This is a genomic window from Acinetobacter sp. YH12128, from assembly GCF_013418655.1.
GTDB classification, from domain to species: Bacteria; Pseudomonadota; Gammaproteobacteria; order Pseudomonadales; family Moraxellaceae; genus Acinetobacter; species Acinetobacter amyesii.
The window spans coordinates 41,239-65,072 of sequence record NZ_VPBO01000009.1; the positions used below are offsets into that span (position 1 = coordinate 41,239).

Sequence of the window (23,834 nt, forward strand, 5' to 3'; positions counted from 1 at the left end):
CCCCTCTCCTTAATTCATTATTATGGTGCAATCATTAGCACAGTGTTATCGGTAAATTTCGCAGAATAAATGCTATTCGATACTCTATTGATCGTACCGTAGCTAACAGTACCGACTTTAATATCAGCAGAACTGAATTGATCTAAATCTGGAATTTCTACAAATGCACCATTCGCATGAGATACTCTTGACCAGATAATTGGAGATTGCGCGATCAGATTGTCAGTTTTTACATCTATATTTAATGTATTTTGATCAACTGTAACTTTAAGATTTGCTATCCCTTTTTGGTAATCATTCCTTTTAGCGTTAAGCAGTAAACTGAATGGCTTCACAGCAGCCCCCCCACCTTTTACGTTACCAGAGAGATTAACTGTCAAATCTGCATTAATAAATGCAGCCGCAGATTCGCCTTGGGTAATATCAAAGGTTTTAGTCAGATCATTTTTTAGCTTAATATTTGCATCTAAGCCTAAGTTTTCTGCTCCGCTTAAAGCCTCACCTTTCAAAATAATTTCATATGGAATAATTTGATTAAATGTTTCAGTACCATTTTTGAATTTAACTCGAGCAGCTTTGCTTGAAAGTTCAGTTAAATTCAGCTTCGCGTTCTGAGTTGTTAACAAAACATTTAAAAATTTAAAAATTTAAATTGTGCCGTAACCGGAGCATTTTCACTTTCTGAGTCTTCCAGCTTGATATCTGTATCATAAACAACTTGAGCGGTACTGTTGCTATTAAACCCTAAGCTTGATTCTAATCCATCCGCATTTTTAGCTGTGATTTTACCGCCTGAAACTATTTTAAAATCATGCTGTTTTGCAGATGCTGTGAATGGCGCATCCAACTTTAAATTGCTTACAGTAATCAAAACCGCATCGCTAAAAACATCTTTTCCAGTAAAAGTACTGCTATCCCATATATAGTCCATCCAATATTTAGCCGATACACTTCCATTAACAGAAACTGAAGTCGGTGTTACGCTGATTTTAAGACCATTTTTGCTCAAAATATAATCTGGATAATATATCCCCCCATAGGTCGCATCATCCTCTAAAAGTGCCTCTAATTCTGCAGCGGTATAGTCTTTTGTGGAACCTTGAGCATCTTTCTGCGCCAATGAAGCTAAAGTAATGATGAGATCAGAAGCATTACTAATATCATTTCCTGCATTACTTACAGCATCAAATGCAGGCTCATACTGAGACTGCAAACCTTTAAAACTGTCAAAATAGGCAATAATATTGTTCGTAGTTTTGATTAATACTTTAGCTTTCTCTAAATCTGTTGCTGGATTTGATGGGTTAGCTGTTTCCCCATTTGAACCGCCATTATCTGAAGTCCCACCGCTACTAGAAGACCCGCCGCCACCACCGCCACATGCAGTTAAAATTACAGAACAGCTTATTGCTAATAAGGTTTTTTTAAAATCATTATGTTTTTCCCTCTTAAAAATACAAATAAAAAAGCCTTTAAAAATTAAAGGCTTTTAAAAAAAGATTCAAGAACAAAAAGTAACATTAATCCTCTGGATATTCAAAACGGTAGCCGACGCCATACACAGCTTGAATCCACTCATGACGGTTGCCAGTTTCCGCTGCATCTGAAATCTTACGACGTAAATTTTTAATATGACTATCAATCACACGGTCAGCCACTTCAAAACTGTCTGGGTTAATATGATCAAGCAATTGCGCACGTGAATACACCTGCCCTACATGCTCTAAAAACAACTCAAGTAAACGAAACTCAGTTGGCGTTAAGCTCAACGCTTTTTGTTGATACCAAATACGTTGCTGTGCTTTGTCCATACGGAATAAATCATTCACCTCTGGCTCTGCTTTACGTTCTAAACGACGTAATACCGCTTGCACACGTGCCACCAACTCTTTCGGACTAAACGGTTTGCAGACATAATCGTCAGCACCCATATTGAGCCCCAATACACGGTCAATTTCTTCAGTGCGTGCAGTCACCATAATAATTGGCAGATCAGACTGCTCACGGACTTTACGGCAAATGGTTAAGCCATCCATACGTGGCACCATCAGGTCCAAAATCATTAGACTCGGCTTACGCTGCGTGAAGCTCTCATAGGCTTCTTGACCATCATGAAACATGCTGACTTCAAAGCCTGCAGCCTCTAGATAATCACGCACTAGCTGTGCAAGTTCCACTTCATCTTCAACCAACATGATATGTTTCATGCATGCTTCCTTTTAATGTTTCATCTGTTTGGGAAATGTCAATTTGCAACGCAAACCGCCCAATGGAGAATGATCAAAACTCAATTCTCCGCCCAATGCTCTAGCTATTTTTACGGATAACGCCAATCCTAATCCTGTACCACCAGTTGCACGCGTACGTGAATCATCCACACGATAGAAACGCTCACCTAAACGTGCCAACTGTTCATCAGTTAAACCAAATGGGCTGTCATCGACATACACGGTCCACTGGGTTTCATCTTGCTCAGTATGAACATGCACTTCACCACCAGCTTCCGTATAACGAATACTGTTACCCAATAAGTTGACCATAATCTGTTTAAAACGGTCTATATCTAATTGTAATGAAGTGCCATCGCCCGTTGCGGTAATTTTCAAATCGGCTTGTTCAAACTTCGGTTTAAAGCTTTCAACCTCCTGCACAATGACATCCCACGGATTGAGCGTGGTCAAATAACAATTCAGTTGCTGTGCATCGGCTTGCGCCAAATCCGCCAAATCTTTGGTCAATTTTTTCAAACTACTCACTTGATTGAGCATTGAGGCAAAATGCTCTGGCGTTGGCTTACGAATACCGTCCTGCATCGCCTCAATTTGAGCCTGCAACACCGCCAATGGGGTTTTTAATTCATGTGAAGTATCGGCCACCCATTGACGACGTGACGTTTCATGCTGATCGAGAATCACAGCCAACTGGTTCAATTCATTCGATAAATCACCAAGCTCATCATTACGGTTCACCGCGACTTGATGTTGATAATTGCCCTTTGTTAACTCACGTGTTCCCATTAACAAACGCTGAATCGGTTTTTTAAAGTAGGTCGCCAATAACAGTGCAGCAATTAAACTTGCAATAAATGTCAGCACATAAACCAATAACAAATAACGTTTTTGCTTACTAAAGAAGTTAATACTGATCGCATCATCTTGCTCGAGTACAGGTTTGAGCCCCAAATACCCCACGATTTGATTATTTACCATAATCGGACGATAAGAAATCTGTTCATCTGTCGGCTCACCCACCACAAATTGGCGCTGTGCATCATATAAAGATAAACGTGAACTCAAGCCCAAGCGGTCAGGCATTTGAATAAACTGTTTTTTACCACCATTGTTGGTATTGTTTTGAGAGGATTGACCGGCATCTTTATCTTTTTCATCCGCATTCGACTCTTTGGGGCGGAACACATTTTGATTCGCGCTTAAAGGAAATTTTAAACCTTCAAAGGGTTGAAACTCAGACGGTAAGTTTTGTTCAAGCCATTTTAGCTCTTCAGTTTTTTGTTCTGCCGTTTGCTGTGGTGTCGCCAACATCGACGTTGCATTCAAACTATGATCTTGGAAATAGCGCTGCTGCAATGCAATGTCATATTGACGACGTAGCCACCACCGAGAGAGACGATCATAGTCATCGGGTGCTGCCTGCCCTTCAATTTGCAGAATCTGTGCCTGAATCGCATTGCCCCAATCATGATAGACCGTATACACATCGGCTAAATTTTCAATGACATGGTCAAGCTTTTGCATCTCGACATCGGCCACATATTTGGTGAAATTACGCTGCATATTCCAATGCAAAACGCCAAGACTTACCGTTGTGATGACGAGCGTCGTCAACAGCACAGTCAGAAACAAGCGTAGGGCAATCGGGATACGACGTATTTTCAAAAGAGAACTCTCATTTTTCTTCTATATTCATTATTGTAGCGAACACGCAACTAAAAAACTCTCCATTGTTTCTACATCTTTATTATTTAATCTTTAACCATTGAAAAAATATCTAATCTGGTGGGGTATAGACTATGAAACACATGACCAAAATGGCTTTAATCGGTGCAAGCGTATTGAGCATGGGTGCATTAACTGCCTGTCAATCGACAACCGCACCAAAAGATAACGATCATGGCCGCATGATGAAACAACATCATGGTGATCAAGATCGTCGTATGTCACCTGAGCAACGTGAACATTTTAAACAAATGCGTGCCGAGCAACGTCAAGTGTTTGCTGATATGCAAAAAGCCTGCGATGGTAAGGCTACAGGTTCAACAGTTCAAGTAAAAGCTGGCGATAAAAATATTGATGGTACATGTACCATGGTGTTCAAAGCAGACCGTCAAGACATGAAAAAAGCACGTGGTGAACACAAACCAATGCGCGGTGAACATCATCCAATGCGTGGCGACATGCGTGGTCAGATGCAACGCGGTGAGCCACTGACTGATGCAAAACGTGCAGAACTGACTAAAAAGTTTGATCAACGTTTAGCAGAACGCCAAACGAAGCAACAAGCGATTATGAAAGCATGCCAAGGTAAGACTGATGGTAGCGCAGTTGCCATTAAAGTTGGCGAACAGCAAATCAATGGTAAATGTGAAGTTCGCTTCCAACCTAAAGCCCCTGTTGCCCCGACGCCAGCCCCAGTAAAATAATCCAAACTTAGATCGCAATATCATTGTGTAAAAAAGGCACTCCCATGAGTGCCTTTTTTATTGGACATATCTTTTTACGCTTTTTGACTATTTGTGTCATTCATTTTCATCTAAAAGCGTTTACACTCAATGCACTTAGCTTTTTCAAGGGATATTTCTTTGACTTTACAGTCACCAACAAATCACCCTGAAATGCTTGTACCCAATAAGAAGATGTTGCACGATTAGAACCATTCCAATACGTGTCATTGAAGACACGTTCAAATGTTATTTAGGATTACTAACGCTGGTAGAAACCAGTATTGAGGAAAACGATATGCCACAATACAAAGCGCCCTTACGTGATATGCAATTTGTTCTGCATGAACTTTTAAAAGCAGAAGATCACTATGCACAACTGCCTGCATTTTCTGACACCGTAAGTCGTGAGTTGGTTGACCAATATCTAGAAGCTGCTGCTGACTTCTGTGAAAATGAACTTTCTCCTCTTAACCAAGTCGGCGACCGTGAAGGTTGTACTTGGAATGATGGCGTTGTAACAACACCAACTGGTTTTAAAGAAGCGTATCAAAAATATATCGAACTCGGTTTCCCATCTTTATCTGCTGAAGAACAATACGGCGGTCAAGGCTTACCGGTTTCTTTAGGCAACATCATTTCAGAAATGGTGGGTACGTCGAACTGGGCATGGGGTATGTACCCTGGTCTATCTCATGGTGCTGTCCGTACATTAGAACATCACGGTTCTCAAGAGCAAAAAGACACTTACCTTCCTAAACTTGTTTCAGGTGAATGGACTGGTACGATGTGCTTAACAGAATCTCATGCAGGTTCTGACTTAGGTATTATCCGCTCTAAAGCTGAACCACAAGCAGACGGTAGCTATGCAATTTCTGGCGAGAAAATCTTTATCTCTGCTGGTGAACACGACATGGCTGAAAATATCATCCATATCGTCCTTGCTCGTCTTCCAGGTGCACCAAAAGGCACGAAAGGTATTTCATTATTCATCGTACCTAAATTCAATGTAAATGCTGATGGCTCAATTGGTGAGCGCAATGCGGTACGTTGTGGTTCGATTGAACACAAAATGGGTATCCATGGTAACGCGACTTGTGTCATCAACTTTGATAACGCAAAAGGCTTCTTGATTGGCCCTGAAAACCGCGGTCTAAACTGCATGTTCACATTCATGAACACTGCACGTATCGGTACTGCTGTACAAGGTCTTTCAGCTTCTGAAGGCGCTTTCCAAGGTGCACTTGCTTACGCAAAAGACCGTTTGGCAATGCGTTCACTTTCAGGCCCTAAAGCACCTGAAAAAGAAGCAGATCCAATTATCGTTCACCCTGCAGTACGCAACATGCTGCTTACGCAAAAATCATTTGCTGAAGCTGGTCGTGCTCTGGTTTACTTATTGTCTTTCCATGCCGATATCGTGGAACAAGGTGCAACTGAAGAAGAACGTAAGTTCTCTGACAATATCTTGTCATTATTAACTCCAATTGCTAAAGCATTCTTGACTGAAACAGGTTCTGAATCTGCAAAACACGGTGTTCAAGTATTTGGTGGCCACGGCTTCATTTCTGAACATGGTATGGAACAAATTGTACGTGATACACGTATTTCATGCTTGTACGAAGGTACGACTGAAATTCAAGCAATTGACTTGTTAGGCCGTAAAGTATTGGGTACTCAAGGTGCAATGTTGAAAGACTTCACCAAGATCATCCATAAATTTGTTGAAGCTAACAAAGACAACGCTGCCATGAAAGAATTTGTTGAGCCGCTTGCTGCGCTAAACAAAGAATGGGGCGACTTAACCATGCAGATTGGTATGAAAGCAATGCAAAACCCTGAAGAAGTAGGTGCTGCTGCAGTCGATTACCTCTACTTCTCTGGTTATGTAACGCTTGCTTATTTATGGGCTCGCATGGCACTAGTTGCACAAGAAACTTTAGCTGCAGGAACAACAGATGTTGATTTCTACAATGCAAAAGTAACGACTGCTCGCTTCTACTTCAAGAAAATCTTACCACGCGTTCGCTCTCATGTAGAAGTGATTGCAGGTGGCCTAGATCCTCTTATGGCATTGGATGCAGAACACTTTGCATTCTAATGTGAATATCTAAAACATATTCAAAAAATTGTACTCGTGAGTGCAGAAATAGAGAAAGGACGGTCATAGCATTGGCAGTCCTTTTTCTTTATAAATAGTCCCATAATTTTACTTTGGTCAATTTTCTCCACGCTTTGTGTCGATACAAATTGCCCCAAGTCCATAGATTCAAACAATAAACAGGTGAACGAACATGCCAATTTATAATGCGCCGCTTGCAGATATGAAATTCATCTTAAATGATGTTTTTAAAGCAGAACAATTCTGGCAAAACAACGAAAATCTTGCTCACGTTGATGCTGCAACTGCAGAAGCCATTCTTGAAGAAATGGCAAAATTTGCGCAAAACGTCACTCATCCTTTAAACCGCACAGGTGATGAAGAAGGCGCAACCTATAGTAATGGCAATGTCACGACTCCTGCTGGTTTCAAAGAAGCATTTAAACAATATGCAGAAGGCGGCTGGATTGGTCTAGGCGCAGATGAAGAATGGGGCGGTCAAGGCATGCCGAAAATGCTGACTGTTCTGTCTGATGAAATGCTGTTTGCAACCAACCCATCCTTCATGCTCTACCCGCTTCTTTCTGTAGGTGCAGGCATGGCATTAAACAGCTATGCATCACAAGAGCAAAAAGAAACTTATTTACCAAAAATGTACACAGGTGAATGGTCAGGCACCATGTGCTTAACTGAACCGCATGCAGGTACAGACTTAGGCATTATCAAAACTAAAGCTGAACGTAATGAAGACGGTACTTATAACATCACAGGTACTAAAATCTTCATCACTGGCGGTGACCACGACCTTTCTGAAAATATCATCCACTTAGTTTTAGCGAAAACGCCTGATGCGCCTGCGGGCTCACGCGGAATTTCACTATTCATCGTACCTAAATTCTTGGTGAATGCAGATGGTTCATTGGGTGAGCGTAATGCTGTAGGCCCTGGTTCTATTGAACATAAAATGGGGATCAAAGCGTCTGCAACATGTGTGATGAACTTTGATGGCGCGAAAGGCTACCTGGTTGGTAAAGAAAATGAAGGCCTTGCAGCGATGTTCGTCATGATGAACTACGAACGTCTGTCTATGGGTATTCAAGGCCTAGGTGCTTCTGAATTTGCTTATCAAAATGCAGCGCAATATGCGACTGATCGTTTACAAGGCCGTAGCGCTTCTGGCGTTCAATCGCCTGCAAAACCAGCAGACAGCATCCTTGTACACGGCGATGTACGTCGTATGTTGCTAAATGCACGTGCCAACAATGAAGCATCTCGTGCATTTGCAGTTTATGTCGGTCAACAACTGGACATTACCAAGTTCTCTACGGATCCAGAAGCAGTCAAAGCAGCCAATAACCGTGTTGCGCTGTTAACACCAATTGCAAAAGCGTATTTAACAGATACCGCTTTCCAAGCAACACTGGATGCGCAAATGGTATTTGGTGGTCATGGCTTTATTCGTGAATGGGGTATGGAACAATGTATCCGTGACCTGCGTATTGCACAGATTTACGAAGGAACCAACGGTGTTCAGTCTCAAGACTTAATTGGTCGTAAAACCATTAAGTGCAATGGTGAATTCATTGCTGAATATATCCAAGAAATCCGTGATTTTGCCAATAACTTAGATGCCAGCTTGAACTACATCAAAGATGCAACCTTAGATGCAGCAGCTGAAGTTGAAGCTGTAACTCAATATGTACTTGAAGCTGCTCGTGAAAACATTGAGTTCCCGAACTCAGCAGCCGTTGATTACCTACATGCTGTAGGCTTACTCAGCTTTGCCTATATGTTTGCCCGCATTGCAGATGCAGCAAAAGACAAAGATGGCGAGTTCTACCAAAACAAACTTGCACTAACCCTTTACTTCACGCAGCGTATTTTACCTGAATTGGCTTTACGCATTGCTAAAGTGAAAGCAGGTTCTGAAGTGATCATGAACTTCTCTGAAGATTACTTTACCAACCAAGCTTAATTAGTCGCACAAAATCAAAAATGCCCGATTTATCGGGCATTTTTTTATTCATTGTAGTGATAATATTTCCTGACTGACCTAGCCATTTCAGAATTCGCATTTTCCAAAGCTTTTGCCACATTCATCGCATCTACAGCACTTCGGTTTTGACTGACTTTAAATTTCCCGATCATCGACTGGATATCGACTTCAATCGCCACAATTTTCTCTAACTGTTCAGCAATAAAATCATTAGACGCATCGCCCATTTTCCACGGCACGGGTTGGCTAGCTTCATGTTGTCGAGTCAACCGAGCCAGAACCCCTCGTAAATATTTTTCATCGTCAACTTTACGAATTGTGCCTTTGACATGCACCACACGGTAATTCCATGTCGGTACAACGCGATGATGCTCCTGTTTTCCTTCATACCAGCTAGGCGAAATATATGCATCATCGGCATGAAAAATCACATAGGCGTGCGCTGACTGATTTAGCAATTCAAACATTGGATTGGTCTTGGCAATATGACCGCGCAATATACCCAATTCGCCTGACTCAGTGTCATATTCTAGTGGTAAATGATTCACTTCCAACTCACCATTGGGTGCCGTCAGTATTACTGTCGCCAAAGCATGCTTACGCATAAGATCAATCAGATCAAGGAGTTCATTCTGTTTAAAATGCGTTGGTTGATACATCGTCGCTTCATTCTTATAGGACAAAATTTAAGCTCAAACTTAACATTAAAAACTTTATTAAACCTAAAAATATTTTTGTCATATGCGCTTCATGTGCATGAAATTTGCTTGATATTTAATGACTTGTTCTTCGTTGAATATTCACGCAATTTACAAAGGAGGAATATATATGACACACCGTGATCCCAAAGTAGAAAAAATCGAAGCCCTCCTCGACCGACTTGGCAATCTTGCTGTAGAAGGTTTTCATTATCTTGCACTGTTTGTCATCGGCTGTATGATTTTATGGTCTGCGGGTCATACCATTTTTGAAATTATTACAGTTAAGCAATTCGCCACGATTGACGATATTTTATTATTGTTTATTTACCTCGAACTCGGTGCCATGGTTGGTATTTATTTTAAAACCAACCACATGCCTGTTCGCTTCCTGATTTATATTGCTATTACTGCCCTGACCCGTTTACTGATTTCGGACATTCAACACGACCATAAAGCAGATATGGGCTTGGTCATTACCACAGGTTCGATTCTAATTTTAGCAGTAGCCATTTTGATTGTGCGCTATGCCTCTTGGACTTACCCTTCGGTTATTCGAGATAAGCATTCCGAGAAGCCATTACCTGAAGGAAAAACCCCACGTCCGCAAGATGATGAATTGGCTTAAACACTAATTCGTTCCCTCTCCTTTTAGGAGACGAGTAGCACTGCTACGCAAGGGAGAGGTTATAAACCTTATCTATTTGGCACCAATACATAGCGACCATTTTCAAAAATCCAGTACATGCCACTTGGGGGTGCAGGTAAACCTAAACGCTGCCAATCACTAATAAAGGTATAGGTCGAACTCGAAATACTAGCGCTGGCAGGATCGCCATTAACCCAACTATAGCTCTGCGAATTTTGAGTAATCGTGGTCGGCGCATTGTATTGAATACTAATGCCACTTTGTGGATACTGCGGATAAGGTCGATTTGGATATTGCGGATAAACCGGCGGGCGACTTGGATAATGAGGATAATGTTGAGGATAATTCGGCGCATGCTGCGGATAGCCAGGCCGATTCATCGACGGTGGGCGGTGTTGTGGTTTTGATGTATCCACACCTTGGTAGTTTGCCCATTTGTTTTCCGCAAAAGTACTGGCCGAAGCACTGATCAGCATCACACCTGCAATCGCATAGAATAATGTGGTTTTCACTTAAGCTCTCCTCGACGGTTTATACGCTCAGTATAAATTCCATTGTAGGAGAAAAAATGAATAAAAATCCATCAAGTGCAAGAATTTGTTAATTTTCCGACCAAGCTGATCGTACCTTCAGGCTAGCCTGTTTTTGATTGGATTATGCTAAGATTGATTTTATTTCGTAGTGGATCAAATGCTGTGTCTGAATTAAGTTTTGACCGACTTCATCAATTTTTTTCGAAAGTACCAAGTATCCAAGAAGCCTTAATCGACTCCTACGGCACCGATGGTAAAACTGCTTGGTGGTTTAAATTTCAAATTAATGTAGATCACCCTTTAGCATGGCAAACTGTTCAAGAATTGGGCCATGTATTGAACTATATTTCTAAAAATGAACGCTTACCGACTCAATTTTTACCGGTTTCTCCGCCACCATATATGAATGGCGAAGCAAGACAATTCTTGTCTTGGGTGATTCAATGTAACCATGCTGACTTTCCTCCAGACGTAATTTGCGACTGGTTAGAAGCTCGTTTACCTCAACCGGTAGATGATGCCGATAAATGGAAAATCAAAACGGATATTAAAGAATTGGATCAAATGACAGATAAAGATTTAGATCAAATCGTTCCGCCGAATCCTGTACCGAAGAATTAATAATTGCTAAATACACCTCTCCCTAACCCTCTCCTGAAATGAGAGGGAATTCCTTCCCCCTTTGGGGGAAGGTTAGGATGAGGGAAAAATTAAAAAGTAGATATTCCGCTCCATTCCATAAAGCGATACAACACATATTTCAAGGTCGATTCATCTGCATATTTACTATAATCGACACTCATTTGTTTACCATCCAGATTTGACCAAGCCGTATTGAAGTACTGTGATGCATCTTTAAAAACTTGCGCATCTTTCAGACCAATCACGCGTAAATCCGTTTCTAAATTATAGTTTTTCAAGTTACGCGCCGTGAAATTTGCCGAACCTAAAATCATATCGGCTTGATAAGCAGTTCGTTTTAAAATCATCTTGCTATGGCACTGCTCACCATGGGTATTACACCAACGTACATCAATACCCGCATCATGTAATTCGGATGCTACAGGTCGATTTGGAATGCCATTTTTGGTACGACCAAAAGCATCTTTATTCGGATCGAGTAATACACGAACTTTCACGCCACGTTCATGCGCAGCAATGAGTGCCTTGGTAATTTTACGTTCTGACAAGTAGAACATAGCAATATCAATTTCAGTTCCAGCTTTCTTCGCACTATCAATTAAGTCGAGTGTGGCATCATAAATGGCTTTTTCAGTCAGCACTTGAACCTGTGGCTGAGTTTTCGCGGCTTCAACATCCTTAATCACCACAAATGGAATATTGGCTTTTGACATCATGCCTACGGCTTGCTCAGTCTTTAACAGATCAATCGCAGTCATGCCTTTGACGGTTAAGGCCACATTAGAATGTCGTGAGCTACCATCATGCGGATTCATAGAGGTGACTAAACCTTTCCAACCTTCAACGGTATCTACCACCAAGGTTTTACGATGATTGGCTTTAAAGTTGAAAAGATCCATATAACTGCGGATCGTCACCTTTTCGGTTCCCAATGGGTTCGGTAACCAGCCTTTTTCAGGATTATTGCCAATATCTTGACAACAGATATACCAAAAACCTGACCATGCTGGATTAGACGCACGAAGCGGCACCAAATTGGTTTCCATCAACTCAATGCCCCCTTGTCGTAATTGACGATAATGCTCGGGTTGAATGCCGCCATATACCGAATTGACAGGGTCAGTAATCACAAAAATTTCCACTTGAGGTGATACGCGACGCTTCAAAATCAGCGCATCGGTCAGCTCCTGTGTTAATTGTTCGTGTTTTAATTGAGAGTCGCCAACTTGCGGATTAAAGAGAAACATATCCAACACAATGGTCGACTGTGCTTCTTCAATCATTTTCAGCATTTCTTTAAAAATGCGATGTTCCTGTTGCTGCTTTCCTTGCACATCGATATAGGTTTCATCCACTAAAAAGTTCACTTCAGCATGGCGAAGTTTTCCCGTGTAGTTCAGCCCTTCAGGGAGTGGTTTTAGCGTGTGATAGGTTGCCGATGCCAAATAACCTAAAACCAATAAACCAATGACCACACCCACATAGCGACGACGTGACCAATTGAGCTTGTGATGTATTCGTTGAATGATGCGCATAAGAAAAAACCTAGTCTAATGCGCTCAGACTAGGTTTTATTCATTGATTTTTCAAGAGGATTTCTGTGACTTTACCTAGACTTACTTAGAAAAGTCTGTGCAAATTCAATTAGAAACCAAATTCAAGACCGACCGTAAAATTACGACCGACTTGAGGAATATTGGCAAGGAATGACGTGTGAGAATAAACATCTTCATCCAATAAATTATTGGCTTTGAAATAAACCCGATAATCATTTTGATCTTTCAACTGACCACTATAGGCTACACCCAAGTTCACCATGTTGTAGCCATCTGTTTCACGCTCAAATGCAGTGATTTTGTCTTGTTTGAATACATGTGAATATTCTGCAAGACCTGACCAACCATCGGCAAAGTCAACATCGACCTTGGTTCCTAAACGCCCTGCAGGCACACGTGGCGCATTTTCACCATCAATTTTGCCGCGAACATAATCACCAAAGACACTGAGTTTATACATATCATTGATGGCATAGCCTACTTGAGCTTCCGCGCCATAAAACTTAGCTTTGTCTTGGGTGTAATCAACTAAGCGGAAGTTTTCAAAATTATCTTTGGTTGCGGCATAAATGTAGTTGTCATACCAGTTGTGGTACACATGAACGTGATAATCCAACTGATCTTTTTCATAATGGAAACCTAATTCTAGATTATTGGATTTTTCAACATCTAGATTTTCATTCCCACGTTCATAGGTATTGGTCGCAAAATGCTTGCCATCTGCATACAGCTCTTGCGCCAATGGCAACCGCTCTTGATGAGAACCCACCAAGGACAATTTATAATTGGGTGCAAACGCCCAATTCACAGCACCTGAATAAGAGATGCCATAATCATCATAGTCTTTTTGTGCAGAATCGATTTGAATTTTCTGCTGATCTACACGGGCGCCCAGCTCGACATGAAAATCACCAAATTGTTTATGTTCTAAACCAAATACACTCCATTTTTGGGTTTTATTTGGGTTCATCAGTGACTCTTCACCACTGATATTGAGCTTTTGCTGATTGTATTGTGCGCCAATCACACCTTCCCAATCCGCAATCGGGTTATGCACCAACTCTAAACGACCATCATAGCCCTGACTTTTAAAGGTCGTTGCCGCTGTATCACCTTCAATTTCGTCATGTTGATAATCTGTATAACTTGCATGTGCACGGAGTTTTTGGAAGCCCGCAAACGGATTCGCAAGTTCGGTACGGAAATCATAACGTTCTGACTTTAAGTCGACCCATGGACCTGCTGCATCATGATCGTGATCATGTTCATCATGGGCTGAATGATCATGCTCATCGGTATGCCCATGGTTGTCATGACCATCACAATGTAAATGGTCATCATGTGGATGACAGCTTTCATATTCATGACTATGACCCGGCAGGCCATATTGGTCTTGTCGGTTGCTATAAGACAGTCCAGCAAAACCACGATCATGAATCCATGACGCGCCCACATTGACATTTTGCCCTTCTGCAAAAGTGTTGCCAACGCGGCGTTCTTTTTCTAATTCACCATCATGATCATGGAAATAATTGGGTGAAATATAGTCATTGGCTTTTCGTTTCGAGCCTTCTACACGGATGGCAAATTGCTCACCTAAAGCAGCCGTGACACCGGCACTCGCCAATTTTTCATCACTGCCTGAGTTATAACGAACCCCAACTTGCCCTTCATAACCTTTATCAGGAATCGCCGTTGGAATTTTCTGATCCGTCACATTGACCAAACCGCCAACTGTGCCTGCCGCGTATAACAGCGTTGATGGCCCACGGATCACTTCAATTTGTTTTGCCAAAATCGGATCAACCGTAACCGCATGGTCAGGAGATAAGGTCGAAACATCAGCAGTCTCTGAGGCATGTTCTAAGACTTTGACACGAGGACCATCTTGACCACGCAGCACAGGACGACTTGAACCTGCACCAAACTGATTTGAATATACACCCGGCTGTCCCGCTAGGGCATCACCAATTGTGACGCCACCTTGTGCAAGGGCCTTATGTTGAATGACATTATCGGCAACAGCAAAATCTGCCGCACTTTGGTTTAAAGGATGGACCTGAACATTAATAGCTTCGAGCTTTTGTACCTGTTGTTCTGGGTCATCGGCATAAAGGTTGGGTGCAATCACTGCAAAAATCGAAACAGTTATTAAATTCTTATGAAAAGACATGTTGGAGAGACTCAAATCAGGCTATTTTTGAATAATGTTATAATATAACATTTCATTCATTTTGCAATAAAAAACATTCTAATCTGCCCAAATCATATACACTCACCGATACCACATTGTATTTATTCATATATTTATTTTAGTTCAATGCCTTTTACCATATCCCATGCTGTACTTGCACCGCCCATTTCCAAATTAAGCGGAAATCGCCTGCCTATTGCAGCCCTCGCAATTGGTAGCATGGTGCCAGATTTATTCCGTTTATTTACCAATGCTGACTACAATGGATCCCATCAGTGGTCGGGGTTAATTGTTCCAAACTTAATCCTTGGTTTGCTGTTTTGTGTGCTGTGGTATGTGCTCTATCGCCCGATGTTATTTGCTTTTTTTGGTTTAAATAAGCCGCTGCATCTACAGAATTTCAATCAATGCTGTGGGTTTATCCTAAGCCTCATCCTCGCACTCATCATTGGAACTTCGACGCATATTGTTTGGGATGGCTTGACCCATGTTGACTTTCGTACCTTTGCATTTAAGGATCTATTGAGTCTACCGATTCAATTTTTTGGTCATTCATATCCCCTACATCGCGTGTTGCAAATTGGATTATCTGGCTTGGCACTCCCCGTTTTGGCATGGATGATTTATCGTCATCATCTTCACTATCGAAGTACTGTAAACGTCCCCACAACCATCAAAGTCTATGTATATGGTTTAGCGGCCCTGTCTCTAGCTGCGGGAATCGCAAGTTATTTTTATTTTGCTGACAGTATTTACTCAGATGCCTTTGTGCATGACCTGTATGCCTATGTCGGCAAAGCCATTAATTATTTTTTTCGTGCATTTTTGGCCACGTTTAGCCTTGGTAGTCTGATATTTCTGATCTTAAGCAAGAGCACTAACATTTTTTCTACGTCATCGGCTTAAGCCCTTCATTGAGCAAAAATTTGCTGTAAATTTGGCTGTTTTAGCAATAAGTCCTTGTGACAAAACAGCCAAAAAGAGGCATAATCCCCTATTCGAATAAAAGCGGTACGCTGTTTACGTATTCGCTGACCTTAACCCATATAGTTGGATTTCTAACGCTATGATGCGAACTCATTACTGCGGCTCACTTACTGAAGCCCAAATCGACCAAACCGTTACATTATGCGGTTGGGTTCACCGTCGCCGTGACCACGGTGGTGTAATCTTCCTTGACATGCGCGACCGTGATGGCCTTGTTCAAGTAGTGATTGACCCTGATACTCCTGAAGCTTTCGCGACTGCTGATAAATCACGTTCAGAATTCGTATTAAAAATTACAGGCCGTGTACGTCGTCGTTACGAAGGTACTGAAAACGCGAATATCGTGAGTGGTCAAATCGAAGTTTTAGGCAAAGAAATTGAAGTTCTTGCTGCGTCTGAAACTCCTCCATTCCCATTGAATGACGAAAATACCAATATTTCTGAAGAAGTACGTTTGAAATATCGTTTCCTCGATATTCGTCGTCCAGAAATGTTAGATCGTTTACGTTTCCGTTCTAAATTGACTAACCTAATTCGTAACTACTTCGAAGAAAATGGTTTCTTAGACGTGGAAACACCGATTTTGACTCGTGCGACTCCTGAAGGTGCGCGTGACTATTTAGTACCAAGTCGTGTTTCTAACGGTAGCTTCTACGCACTTCCACAATCTCCACAATTGTTCAAACAGTTGTTAATGGTTGGCGGTATCGATCGTTACTACCAAATTGCTAAATGTTTCCGTGATGAAGACTTACGTGCTGACCGTCAACCTGAATTCACACAAATCGACGTTGAAACATCGTTCATGAGTGACGATGACATCATGGATTTAATGGAACGTTTAACGGTTAAGATGTTCAAAGAACTTCTAAACGTTCAGTTCGACAAGTTCCCACGTATGACGTATGCAGATGCAATGCGTGACTATGCATCTGATAAACCTGACTTACGTATTCCTTTGAAACTTGTTGATGTTGCAGACATGATGCAAGACGTTGAGTTCAAAGTATTCGCAGGTCCTGCAAAAGATCCTAAAGGCCGTATTGTTGCGCTTCGCGTACCAGGTGCTGGCGCGCTTCCACGTAGCCAAATTGACGAATACACTAAATTCGTTGGCATTTATGGCGCGAAAGGCTTGGCTTACATCAAAGTCAACGAACTTGAAAAAGGTATTGAAGGTCTTCAATCTCCAATCGTTAAATTCATCGAGCCAATCGTGCTTGATCTATTGAAACGCGTTGGTGCTGAAAATGGCGACATCGTATTCTTTGGTGCGGACAAAGCGAAAATCGTAAATGATGCGATGGGTGCTTTACGTATCAAAGTCGGTCACGACATGAAACTTGCAACTTGCGAGTGGGCGCCACTTTGGGTTGTTGACTTCCCAATGTTCGAAGAAACTGATGACGGTAAATGGACGTCTGTTCATCACCCATTCACGCTGCCAAAATCAAGCGTTGAAGAAGTGAAGAACAACCCAGGTGCTGCACTTTCTGTTGCTTACGATATGGTATTGAACGGTACTGAAATCGGTGGTGGTTCATTACGTATCTTCAACCTAGAAATGCAAAAAGCGATCTTTGAAGCGCTTGGTATTTCTGAAGAAGAAGCAGAAGAGAAATTCAGCTTCTTGCTTAATGCCTTGAAATTCGGTGCGCCTCCTCACGGTGGTTTAGCATTCGGTCTTGACCGTTTAGTGATGTTGATGACTGGTGCATCTTCTATCCGTGACGTGATTGCATTCCCGAAAACTAAGACTGCGGAATGCCCTTTAACTCAAGCGCCTGCGCCAGTTGAAGCAACCCAATTGCGCGACCTAGGTATTCGCTTACGTGAAAAACCAAAAGCTGAAGAATCTAAATAATCTTACATTTTAAGATTTAGATTTTAAGTTTCAAAAAACCCTGCGCTATGCAGGGTTTTTTATGTCAACCTACAAAAGGTGGTAGAAAACCTACAAAACATAAATTAAAGATTTGATGTACTTTGCTAATATCAAAACGCTTCAAGTACGTTATGATGTTGAACTACATCCTTTGAGCAATGGACAGCTCAATTTTCCACTTCCGATTATTTTGTTTTTAGATTCAGATCTTTTTGTACTTTTCATTGAATAAGTCCGGTCTCTTGGCAAAATTTATTTTATTCCATGCTGTCAATTTTGAGACCTTGTGATCCATGTACTTTATATTCAAAATCATCGCGCTATTGCCACTTTGGCTGTTACAAAACTTGGCCTTGATGATCGCGTTTATTCTTAATCTATTTAATTCATCGATCAAACTTATCACTAGCATCAATATTCAACTGGCCTACCCAGATTTGTCAGAGACTGCGCAGAGACAGCTCATTAATCAAAGTATCCGCAGCCAATGCCTGACCTATATTGAATTTATTAAATGTTGGGGGATGCCGCCAAGTTATAGCCTGAGCTTACTGAAAAATATTTATGGTGAAAATATCCTCACGGAAGCACTTGCGAATAAAAAAGGTGTCATTGTTGTGGTTCCGCATTTTGGCTGTTGGGAACTACTCAATGCATGGCTGAACTTGTATACAGAACCGATGATTATGTATAAACCGAATAAAAATAAAGGGATCAATCGTTATCTGTTAGAAGCACGAGAGAAGTTTAATGCAACCTTAGTCCCGACAGATGAAACAGGGATCCGTGCCATTTTTAAACATTTAAAACAAGGCGGCCTAACGGTGATTTTACCAGACCATTTACCAAAGCCTTCAGGCGGCATTTATTCCAATTTTTTTGGGCAAAATACTTTATCGATCACACTTGTTTCAAAGCTTGCTGCAAAAACCCAATGCAATGTCATCGGCTTAAGTTGTATCCGACAACCCAACTTAAGGCACTTTGATGTGCATTGCCACCCCTTAGCAGACGAGATTTTATCTAAAGATTTACAATCGTCTGTCGACGCGCTGAACATCGCGATGCAAGACATCATTAACCAAGCACCAGAACAGTATATCTGGTCTTATAAACGCTTTCGGGTCTGCTTTGGCAACATCAATATGTACCGCAAATAAAGGCGATCTAAACAGAACTCAACCTTAAGATTTGTGTATCACGCGCTTGGATTAATCTTATTCAATTGAGATCGATTATCGACAGTGGCATAATAGCCTCAATTTCCACTTTAAGTGATTCTCCTATGGCTATGCGTCCTGAAGTCCGTCGTCGTGCAATCGTCTTGATTGTTTTTTCTGTCGTACAATGGTTGTTCATGCGCTACATTTTAGCCAATGAATTATTCAACTTAACCACCTATAACCGAATTGTTTTATTCTGTGTCAGCAGCCTTGCAGGTGCATTATTAATCTTTGTCGGTTTGATTTATATGGTGTTGAAGGGGAACAGCGAGAAGGATTCCTAATAACCCATAATAAGAGTTAAAAATAATAAAGTGCTTTTTTTTCCACATCTTTATTATTTTCATATTTACTCAACATCTCGTTCATCTGAATAGTATTAAGATTAGCAGAATACGTTTTTCCCTGAGGTCTATAGCTATGATCTACTGGTGTGGCATCTACTATACCTATTCGGAAATACTTTTTTTCAGCAATTTTTGGCCAAATAAAATCAAGACCATAACCCATTGGACTTTCTACAGGGAATGGTAAAATATCCCCATAAACTGTTCTATGTATAGAAAAAATTGGACCAATTTCAACAAAATTAGTAGCTCTACAAGTTACATTTTTTTGAGCAAGACATATTTTATGATCATGAAAACTGTAGAATGTTCGTGCTGGTTGTGCAATTTTTAATGCGAACTTTTCTACATATAGTAAATATAAGTCAATAAAGTCAGCTAAAATATGAATATCATCATCACTTATAATTAAATAATCATACTTTTGATAATCTATATTATTAAGCAAGTTTGTAAGTAGTTCAAACTTAGGAATTTTAGTTGAAGAATGCCCTATAGTTACATCTTGCATTTCTACTGGAATTGGATTTTCTCCTATCGCAAACCACTTTTGTTCAACGTTATGAAATTTGGAACTAGAAAATTGTTTTTTTAAAATGGCTGCTTGGTTAGCATAATCCGTCAGATAAATACCTATGAGTAAAACATTAAGACTAACAGGAACATTTATCAAAATATCTTTATTGGTAGAATATTTATGACCATATCTCTTAAATCTACTCCTTAGCCAAGGACGAAATAAAGAAACTATTTTTTTACTAAGACTCATTAGAACACCCATAATTTAGATTTAAGAAATGAAGTATGTTTAATATACAAATGAAAAATATTATTTATATTTATGATTAAAAATCTTAGCTAAGTTTTTACTCAAAAAACCACCAAAATTACTCGTTTTTAAATCTGCAGAGCAATCTCTTTCATGTTGAATTAAGCTCACACCTTTATTATCACCATATTTTTCTACGATAGGATGATCAAATAAATGTGTCATTAAAATTTGCGAAGTTGAGTCAAAATCATGTAAATAACTCCAATCATCTGCGCGGCGAATAGGCTCATGATAATGTAGTAGGGTTTCCGCCATTACACGATCCACAATGTAAGCCACTGTATAATTAACTCTATTATAAAAATGAGGCGAGACTTTCAATATACTTTGATTTAAAAATGTATAAGGTTGTATCTTTCCACGAACATTTCTACACACTTTCATCTGTATACCACCTAAACTAAATAATATATTAGCTGGTAAATTAATGCTTTTTACTGTCTTATAGATAATATCTTCATTTAAATCATCTGGAATGATGGCATCATCTTCTAGAATAAGAGCGTAATCTTCTTTAGAGTTTAAAAATCTTTTCAAAGCCTCTAAATGTGATAAAGTGCATCCCAATTCACCAGGCGTTAAAGGTTTTTCTCTTCCTTTTACAGCCATTTCGAAATATTCTTTAGTAGGAAGATCTGCCCCCTTAATACCTATAATTTCGTAATGAATTGCTTTATCTTGAAAGAAGGATTGGTTTAAAAAATTTTTTAACCGAGGTGACTCTTTGTGTTCAACACTAATTATAAATACTTTCAATTGCCGCTCCAAAAAAATTACGATTTCTTTAGTTGAATCTGTTCATAGTACAATTTTTCAGTCTTTGTACACATTTCTTCAAATTTCAAATTCAATTGTGCTTTTTCAAAAGCTGATTCAAATTTTGGTTGAAGTTGAGATTTTAAACCAATTTTTTTGTTGATTAATAACTTAAGTGCTTGTGCGTCATTGGGTCGGCAAACATATTCTTGATCTAAAAAATCCGTCACCATTCCAACATCTGTGGCAAATACAGGTACTTTTAATAGTAAAGCTTCAGCAAGTGTAATAGGTCCACCCTCATTCCTAGAAGAAATAATCATAACGTCAGAATTTGTTAATAATTGAGGTATATCTGATCTCAAACCCAACAATTTTACATTGTCCTGCAAAAAAAGCTCAGATATTTTTTTTTCCAAAATAGGCCGATCTCCCCCTTCACCTGCAATCAAAAGATCAGCATCAACTCCTTGCCAAGCTTCAATTAAAAGATCAAAGCCTTTAGCTTGTACTAGCCGTCCAATAGCTAAAGCTTGTGGACGAATTCGTGGGGTCAATCTCATTTCAGATAAATACTCTACAGATGTCCCATTCCAGATTACTTGAACCTTATTCTCTTCTGGAAAAATTTGTGCAATTTTATGACTAACTGCAATTACCTTGTCAAATTTAAGGAATGGCTTAATATTAGTTTTAATATTGTGGATTGTAGCAATAGTTGGACAATCAAATTTATTGAGCCATGGTGATAATATATTTGCAGCCTTGTTTGCTTGTGCATGAATAATGTCTGGAGAAATACTTTTTATAAGCTGAAAAAGCTGATAATGAAGCAAGGGGTTAAATCGGCTTCTTGATAAATCAATATTATGTAACTTAATGCCTACGTGCAAATAATCTCGATATGAAGCATGAGCAATCAAATGCACTTCATGATGTTCTGCTAAGGCATTGCATAATTTTATGGTATGTTGTTCCAATCCACCCATACCGGCACTAGAAGCCATAACCTGTACTATTTTCATACGTTTTCTAGCCTTGTTTCTTAATAACTTGTTTCAACCGATCAGCCCTACGTAGAATTTTTTTCTTCATCAACCGATTAGACCAATATGAAATGGGGATAATTTCTTTACCACGAGCTATAGATTTAATATCGACACAATATAAACGCATCCCCTTTGAGGATTGCTGTATAACCATATTTCCAGAATTTAAGTCAAATAAAGGGATGCGATATTCAAGCAAAAATTTACAAAATTTATCAATCTCTTTGTATAACTGTTGCTTACTTAATGTGGAGTTTTCACATATATGATGATGTAAACTTTTTGCAACTGTACCATCTTCATTACGTACAAGTTCAGTTGATAATATCCAACCCAACTCACTCACATCAAGACTATAAATCGGAGCAATATATTCTAGAGCAATTTCATGAGTCACCAATTTGTGTAATTTTTTTGCAGCTCTCCATTCTACAAAATTTTCATTAAAATAATTAAAATTACGACTTAAATAGCGTTGTATTGACTGTCTCCAGTTTTTAGTCTTTTTCCGCTCAAATGGTAAATCAATTTTTAGACAAATCGAATTATCTCTTGGTGAAATCACACAATAACGATTTGCCCCTGAACCTAATAATTCTGCTTGAGCAATTTCACTTTTTGAATACATGTTCTAACCATTCATAATTTTCTGAATACGGCTTATCAAAAATTGTTTCCAACATAAATTTTGTTGTACGCTGACAATTATAACTCACATGTGCACGCTTCCAACCAGCCTCAGCTATTAACTTAGCCTGATCTGGATTATCTTTATAAAATTGTGTCTTTCGAGCTAAATCATCCAAGTTATCAAAATAGACTACTTCAGAATCATTAAATAAAAGATCTAATTCTGGTACTTTAGGCGTGAATGTCAGTAAACCATTCCCCGTCAATTGCACAATACGATCAGATACATATAAACAAATATCATTGCGTCGTGAATAACTCAATCCCATTTTACTTTGTGTTAGCGTTTGAATATAATCCGCTCCATACAACTTGGGCGCTACAAAACCAGGCAAGTACAGTTTTAAAAATGATATTTTTTGCTGCAACTGTTTTACAAAGTTTGCTCGCTCCTGATCTCCAGCAGAACCACAAAAAATAAAATCATGTGAAGTATTTTTATTTAAAAAACTTTGCCCTACTTCAACTACCGAATTGACCATGTTCGGCATATATGCAGCCACAGTTTGATCTTTAGCGAATTGTTTTAATAACTCACCGCCAGTTGTAACAAAAATAGTATCTAAGTAAGGCTGAAACTTATGGATAAACTTAATTTTTTCAGACTCATAGATTGGATCTACATACCAAAAGGCAATTTTAATATTTGGATATTTCTGTCTAATTTGCTTTAAAGTTTCAGGATCAATCTGTGGACAATGCCCAATCAATACTAAGTCTGGTTGTAAGTTATCAGTCAGACGTAAGACTTCAGCATTTGCCCATTTAGCCCCAATTTTTTTAGTCCGCCATATTGTTCCAAAGTAAGCCATATCTTTAAATGAAAAATCATAAACAAAATGACCATTTTGCTGTAATCCAAAAGAAATTTTACGGTCTGTGTTATAAAACTGCTCAGCAGATTTTTTATAAGCTAGGTTACAAATGTGAAGAATCTTCATCAGAAAATTAAGCCCCAATAATTTAACTTATTGTATATGATTCAAATTAATCTCGTTCATTTATTCAAATTATTTAA

Annotated in this window: 23 protein-coding genes; 10 read left to right on the forward strand and 13 right to left on the reverse strand. The window is 39.7% G+C overall.

What is annotated here, in order from left to right:
• Nucleotides 1-20 precede the first annotated feature (20 nt).
• On the reverse strand, nucleotides 21-626 hold the full coding sequence (locus FTU64_RS16330) for a hypothetical protein (protein ID WP_257222205.1): 606 nt from the start codon (nucleotides 624-626) through the stop codon (nucleotides 21-23).
• Between the two features lie 5 nt (nucleotides 627-631).
• A complete protein-coding gene (locus tag FTU64_RS16335; RefSeq protein ID WP_257222206.1) occupies nucleotides 632-1,213 on the reverse strand; it encodes a hypothetical protein in 582 nt (193 codons plus the stop codon).
• A gap of 31 nt (nucleotides 1,214-1,244) precedes the next feature.
• Between FTU64_RS16335 and FTU64_RS16250 the strand changes: the two genes are divergently transcribed.
• Nucleotides 1,245-1,493 carry a hypothetical protein gene (locus FTU64_RS16250; protein ID WP_218947314.1) on the forward strand — a complete coding sequence of 83 codons (249 nt, stop codon included), beginning with the start codon at nucleotides 1,245-1,247 and terminating at the stop codon, nucleotides 1,491-1,493.
• Nucleotides 1,494-1,520: 27 nt separating this feature from the next.
• Here the strand turns inward: FTU64_RS16250 and FTU64_RS06460 are convergent, their stop codons facing one another.
• Together FTU64_RS06460 and baeS are read right to left on the reverse strand one after the other, a co-directional pair.
• A complete protein-coding gene (locus FTU64_RS06460) occupies nucleotides 1,521-2,207 on the reverse strand; it encodes a response regulator (protein WP_111885370.1) in 687 nt (228 codons plus the stop codon).
• A gap of 12 nt (nucleotides 2,208-2,219) precedes the next feature.
• Nucleotides 2,220-3,896: a sensor histidine kinase efflux regulator BaeS gene (baeS, locus tag FTU64_RS06465; protein WP_180055853.1), complete on the reverse strand. Its 1,677-nt coding sequence runs from the start codon at nucleotides 3,894-3,896 to the stop codon at nucleotides 2,220-2,222.
• Nucleotides 3,897-4,030: 134 nt separating this feature from the next.
• Between baeS and FTU64_RS06470 the strand changes: the two genes are divergently transcribed.
• The 3 genes from FTU64_RS06470 (at nucleotide 4,031) to FTU64_RS06480 (ending at nucleotide 8,754) form a co-directional block, all read left to right on the forward strand.
• Nucleotides 4,031-4,660: a hypothetical protein gene (locus tag FTU64_RS06470; protein ID WP_180059424.1), complete on the forward strand. Its 630-nt coding sequence runs from the start codon at nucleotides 4,031-4,033 to the stop codon at nucleotides 4,658-4,660.
• 316 nt (nucleotides 4,661-4,976) lie between these two features.
• Nucleotides 4,977-6,779, forward strand: coding sequence for an acyl-CoA dehydrogenase C-terminal domain-containing protein (locus tag FTU64_RS06475; protein ID WP_078194152.1), 1,803 nt, complete (start codon nucleotides 4,977-4,979; stop codon nucleotides 6,777-6,779).
• Nucleotides 6,780-6,972: 193 nt separating this feature from the next.
• On the forward strand, nucleotides 6,973-8,754 hold the full coding sequence (locus tag FTU64_RS06480; protein ID WP_078194153.1) for an acyl-CoA dehydrogenase C-terminal domain-containing protein: 1,782 nt from the start codon (nucleotides 6,973-6,975) through the stop codon (nucleotides 8,752-8,754).
• A 44-nt stretch (nucleotides 8,755-8,798) separates the two neighbouring features.
• On the opposite strand, the gene FTU64_RS06485 is transcribed toward FTU64_RS06480, so the two are convergent.
• A complete protein-coding gene (locus FTU64_RS06485; RefSeq protein WP_180055883.1) occupies nucleotides 8,799-9,434 on the reverse strand; it encodes an FMN-binding negative transcriptional regulator in 636 nt (211 codons plus the stop codon).
• A 169-nt stretch (nucleotides 9,435-9,603) separates the two neighbouring features.
• Between FTU64_RS06485 and FTU64_RS06490 the strand changes: the two genes are divergently transcribed.
• Complete coding sequence (locus tag FTU64_RS06490) at nucleotides 9,604-10,101, forward strand: phosphate-starvation-inducible protein PsiE (protein ID WP_180059425.1); 498 nt, start codon at nucleotides 9,604-9,606, stop codon at nucleotides 10,099-10,101.
• 68 nt (nucleotides 10,102-10,169) lie between these two features.
• Here the strand turns inward: FTU64_RS06490 and FTU64_RS06495 are convergent, their stop codons facing one another.
• Nucleotides 10,170-10,634: an RcnB family protein gene (locus tag FTU64_RS06495; RefSeq protein WP_373685226.1), complete on the reverse strand. Its 465-nt coding sequence runs from the start codon at nucleotides 10,632-10,634 to the stop codon at nucleotides 10,170-10,172.
• A gap of 183 nt (nucleotides 10,635-10,817) precedes the next feature.
• Between FTU64_RS06495 and FTU64_RS06500 the strand changes: the two genes are divergently transcribed.
• Entirely contained in the window at nucleotides 10,818-11,276 is a 459-nt protein-coding gene (locus FTU64_RS06500) for a hypothetical protein (RefSeq protein WP_180059426.1), read from the forward strand.
• Between the two features lie 89 nt (nucleotides 11,277-11,365).
• On the opposite strand, the gene FTU64_RS06505 is transcribed toward FTU64_RS06500, so the two are convergent.
• Complete coding sequence (locus tag FTU64_RS06505) at nucleotides 11,366-12,832, reverse strand: phospholipase D family protein (protein ID WP_180059427.1); 1,467 nt, start codon at nucleotides 12,830-12,832, stop codon at nucleotides 11,366-11,368.
• Nucleotides 12,833-12,941: 109 nt separating this feature from the next.
• Nucleotides 12,942-15,026, reverse strand: coding sequence for a zinc piracy TonB-dependent receptor ZnuD (znuD, locus tag FTU64_RS06510; RefSeq protein ID WP_180059428.1), 2,085 nt, complete (start codon nucleotides 15,024-15,026; stop codon nucleotides 12,942-12,944).
• Nucleotides 15,027-15,173: 147 nt separating this feature from the next.
• Here znuD and FTU64_RS06515 point away from each other — a divergent pair, with 147 nt between their 5' ends.
• The 4 genes from FTU64_RS06515 to FTU64_RS06530 all read left to right on the forward strand — a co-directional run bounded on the left by FTU64_RS06515 (nucleotide 15,174) and on the right by FTU64_RS06530 (nucleotide 19,426).
• Complete coding sequence (locus FTU64_RS06515; RefSeq protein WP_180059429.1) at nucleotides 15,174-15,953, forward strand: DUF4184 family protein; 780 nt, start codon at nucleotides 15,174-15,176, stop codon at nucleotides 15,951-15,953.
• Nucleotides 15,954-16,113: 160 nt separating this feature from the next.
• Nucleotides 16,114-17,898 (forward strand): aspartate--tRNA ligase, encoded by a 1,785-nt coding sequence (aspS, locus tag FTU64_RS06520; protein WP_180055859.1) that lies wholly within the window; start codon nucleotides 16,114-16,116, stop codon nucleotides 17,896-17,898.
• Between the two features lie 314 nt (nucleotides 17,899-18,212).
• A complete protein-coding gene (locus FTU64_RS06525; protein ID WP_180055860.1) occupies nucleotides 18,213-19,079 on the forward strand; it encodes a lysophospholipid acyltransferase family protein in 867 nt (288 codons plus the stop codon).
• 125 nt (nucleotides 19,080-19,204) lie between these two features.
• Nucleotides 19,205-19,426, forward strand: coding sequence for a hypothetical protein (locus tag FTU64_RS06530; protein WP_180055861.1), 222 nt, complete (start codon nucleotides 19,205-19,207; stop codon nucleotides 19,424-19,426).
• A 16-nt stretch (nucleotides 19,427-19,442) separates the two neighbouring features.
• Here FTU64_RS06530 and FTU64_RS06535 read toward each other — a convergent pair whose 3' ends face one another.
• Genes FTU64_RS06535 through FTU64_RS06555 form a run of 5 tightly spaced genes read right to left on the reverse strand, consistent with a single transcriptional unit; the run spans nucleotide 19,443 to nucleotide 23,757 of the window.
• Nucleotides 19,443-20,258: a hypothetical protein gene (locus tag FTU64_RS06535; RefSeq protein ID WP_257222207.1), complete on the reverse strand. Its 816-nt coding sequence runs from the start codon at nucleotides 20,256-20,258 to the stop codon at nucleotides 19,443-19,445.
• Between the two features lie 60 nt (nucleotides 20,259-20,318).
• Nucleotides 20,319-21,077 (reverse strand): glycosyltransferase family 25 protein, encoded by a 759-nt coding sequence (locus tag FTU64_RS06540; RefSeq protein WP_180059430.1) that lies wholly within the window; start codon nucleotides 21,075-21,077, stop codon nucleotides 20,319-20,321.
• Between the two features lie 17 nt (nucleotides 21,078-21,094).
• Nucleotides 21,095-22,102, reverse strand: coding sequence for a glycosyltransferase (locus FTU64_RS06545; RefSeq protein WP_180055863.1), 1,008 nt, complete (start codon nucleotides 22,100-22,102; stop codon nucleotides 21,095-21,097).
• Nucleotides 22,103-22,109: 7 nt separating this feature from the next.
• Nucleotides 22,110-22,754, reverse strand: a complete 645-nt coding sequence (locus FTU64_RS06550) for a YrbL family protein (RefSeq protein ID WP_180055864.1) — start codon at nucleotides 22,752-22,754, stop codon at nucleotides 22,110-22,112.
• Nucleotides 22,738-23,757, reverse strand: a complete 1,020-nt coding sequence (locus FTU64_RS06555) for a glycosyltransferase (RefSeq protein WP_180055865.1) — start codon at nucleotides 23,755-23,757, stop codon at nucleotides 22,738-22,740. The genes FTU64_RS06550 and FTU64_RS06555 overlap by 17 nt, the downstream gene beginning before the upstream one ends.
• Between the last annotated feature and the right edge of the window lie 77 nt (nucleotides 23,758-23,834).

Excerpts from the sequence above, each read along its gene's own strand:
- FTU64_RS06515 (WP_180059429.1), top strand. The coding sequence starts at position 15,174 with ATGCCTTTTACCATATCCCATGCTGTACTTGCACCGCCCATTTCCAAA.
- FTU64_RS06505 (WP_180059427.1), bottom strand. The coding sequence starts at position 12,832 with ATGCGCATCATTCAACGAATACATCACAAGCTCAATTGGTCACGTCGT.
- FTU64_RS06550 (WP_180055864.1), bottom strand. The coding sequence starts at position 22,754 with ATGTATTCAAAAAGTGAAATTGCTCAAGCAGAATTATTAGGTTCAGGG.
- znuD (WP_180059428.1), bottom strand. The coding sequence starts at position 15,026 with ATGTCTTTTCATAAGAATTTAATAACTGTTTCGATTTTTGCAGTGATT.
- FTU64_RS06545 (WP_180055863.1), bottom strand. The coding sequence starts at position 22,102 with ATGAAAATAGTACAGGTTATGGCTTCTAGTGCCGGTATGGGTGGATTG.
- FTU64_RS06490 (WP_180059425.1), top strand. The coding sequence starts at position 9,604 with ATGACACACCGTGATCCCAAAGTAGAAAAAATCGAAGCCCTCCTCGAC.
- FTU64_RS06525 (WP_180055860.1), top strand. The coding sequence starts at position 18,213 with ATGTACTTTATATTCAAAATCATCGCGCTATTGCCACTTTGGCTGTTA.
- aspS (WP_180055859.1), top strand. The coding sequence starts at position 16,114 with ATGATGCGAACTCATTACTGCGGCTCACTTACTGAAGCCCAAATCGAC.
- FTU64_RS06535 (WP_257222207.1), bottom strand. The coding sequence starts at position 20,258 with ATGAGTCTTAGTAAAAAAATAGTTTCTTTATTTCGTCCTTGGCTAAGG.
- FTU64_RS06485 (WP_180055883.1), bottom strand. The coding sequence starts at position 9,434 with ATGTATCAACCAACGCATTTTAAACAGAATGAACTCCTTGATCTGATT.
- FTU64_RS06555 (WP_180055865.1), bottom strand. The coding sequence starts at position 23,757 with ATGAAGATTCTTCACATTTGTAACCTAGCTTATAAAAAATCTGCTGAG.
- FTU64_RS06480 (WP_078194153.1), top strand. The coding sequence starts at position 6,973 with ATGCCAATTTATAATGCGCCGCTTGCAGATATGAAATTCATCTTAAAT.
- FTU64_RS06460 (WP_111885370.1), bottom strand. The coding sequence starts at position 2,207 with ATGAAACATATCATGTTGGTTGAAGATGAAGTGGAACTTGCACAGCTA.
- FTU64_RS06530 (WP_180055861.1), top strand. The coding sequence starts at position 19,205 with ATGGCTATGCGTCCTGAAGTCCGTCGTCGTGCAATCGTCTTGATTGTT.
- FTU64_RS06470 (WP_180059424.1), top strand. The coding sequence starts at position 4,031 with ATGAAACACATGACCAAAATGGCTTTAATCGGTGCAAGCGTATTGAGC.
- FTU64_RS06475 (WP_078194152.1), top strand. The coding sequence starts at position 4,977 with ATGCCACAATACAAAGCGCCCTTACGTGATATGCAATTTGTTCTGCAT.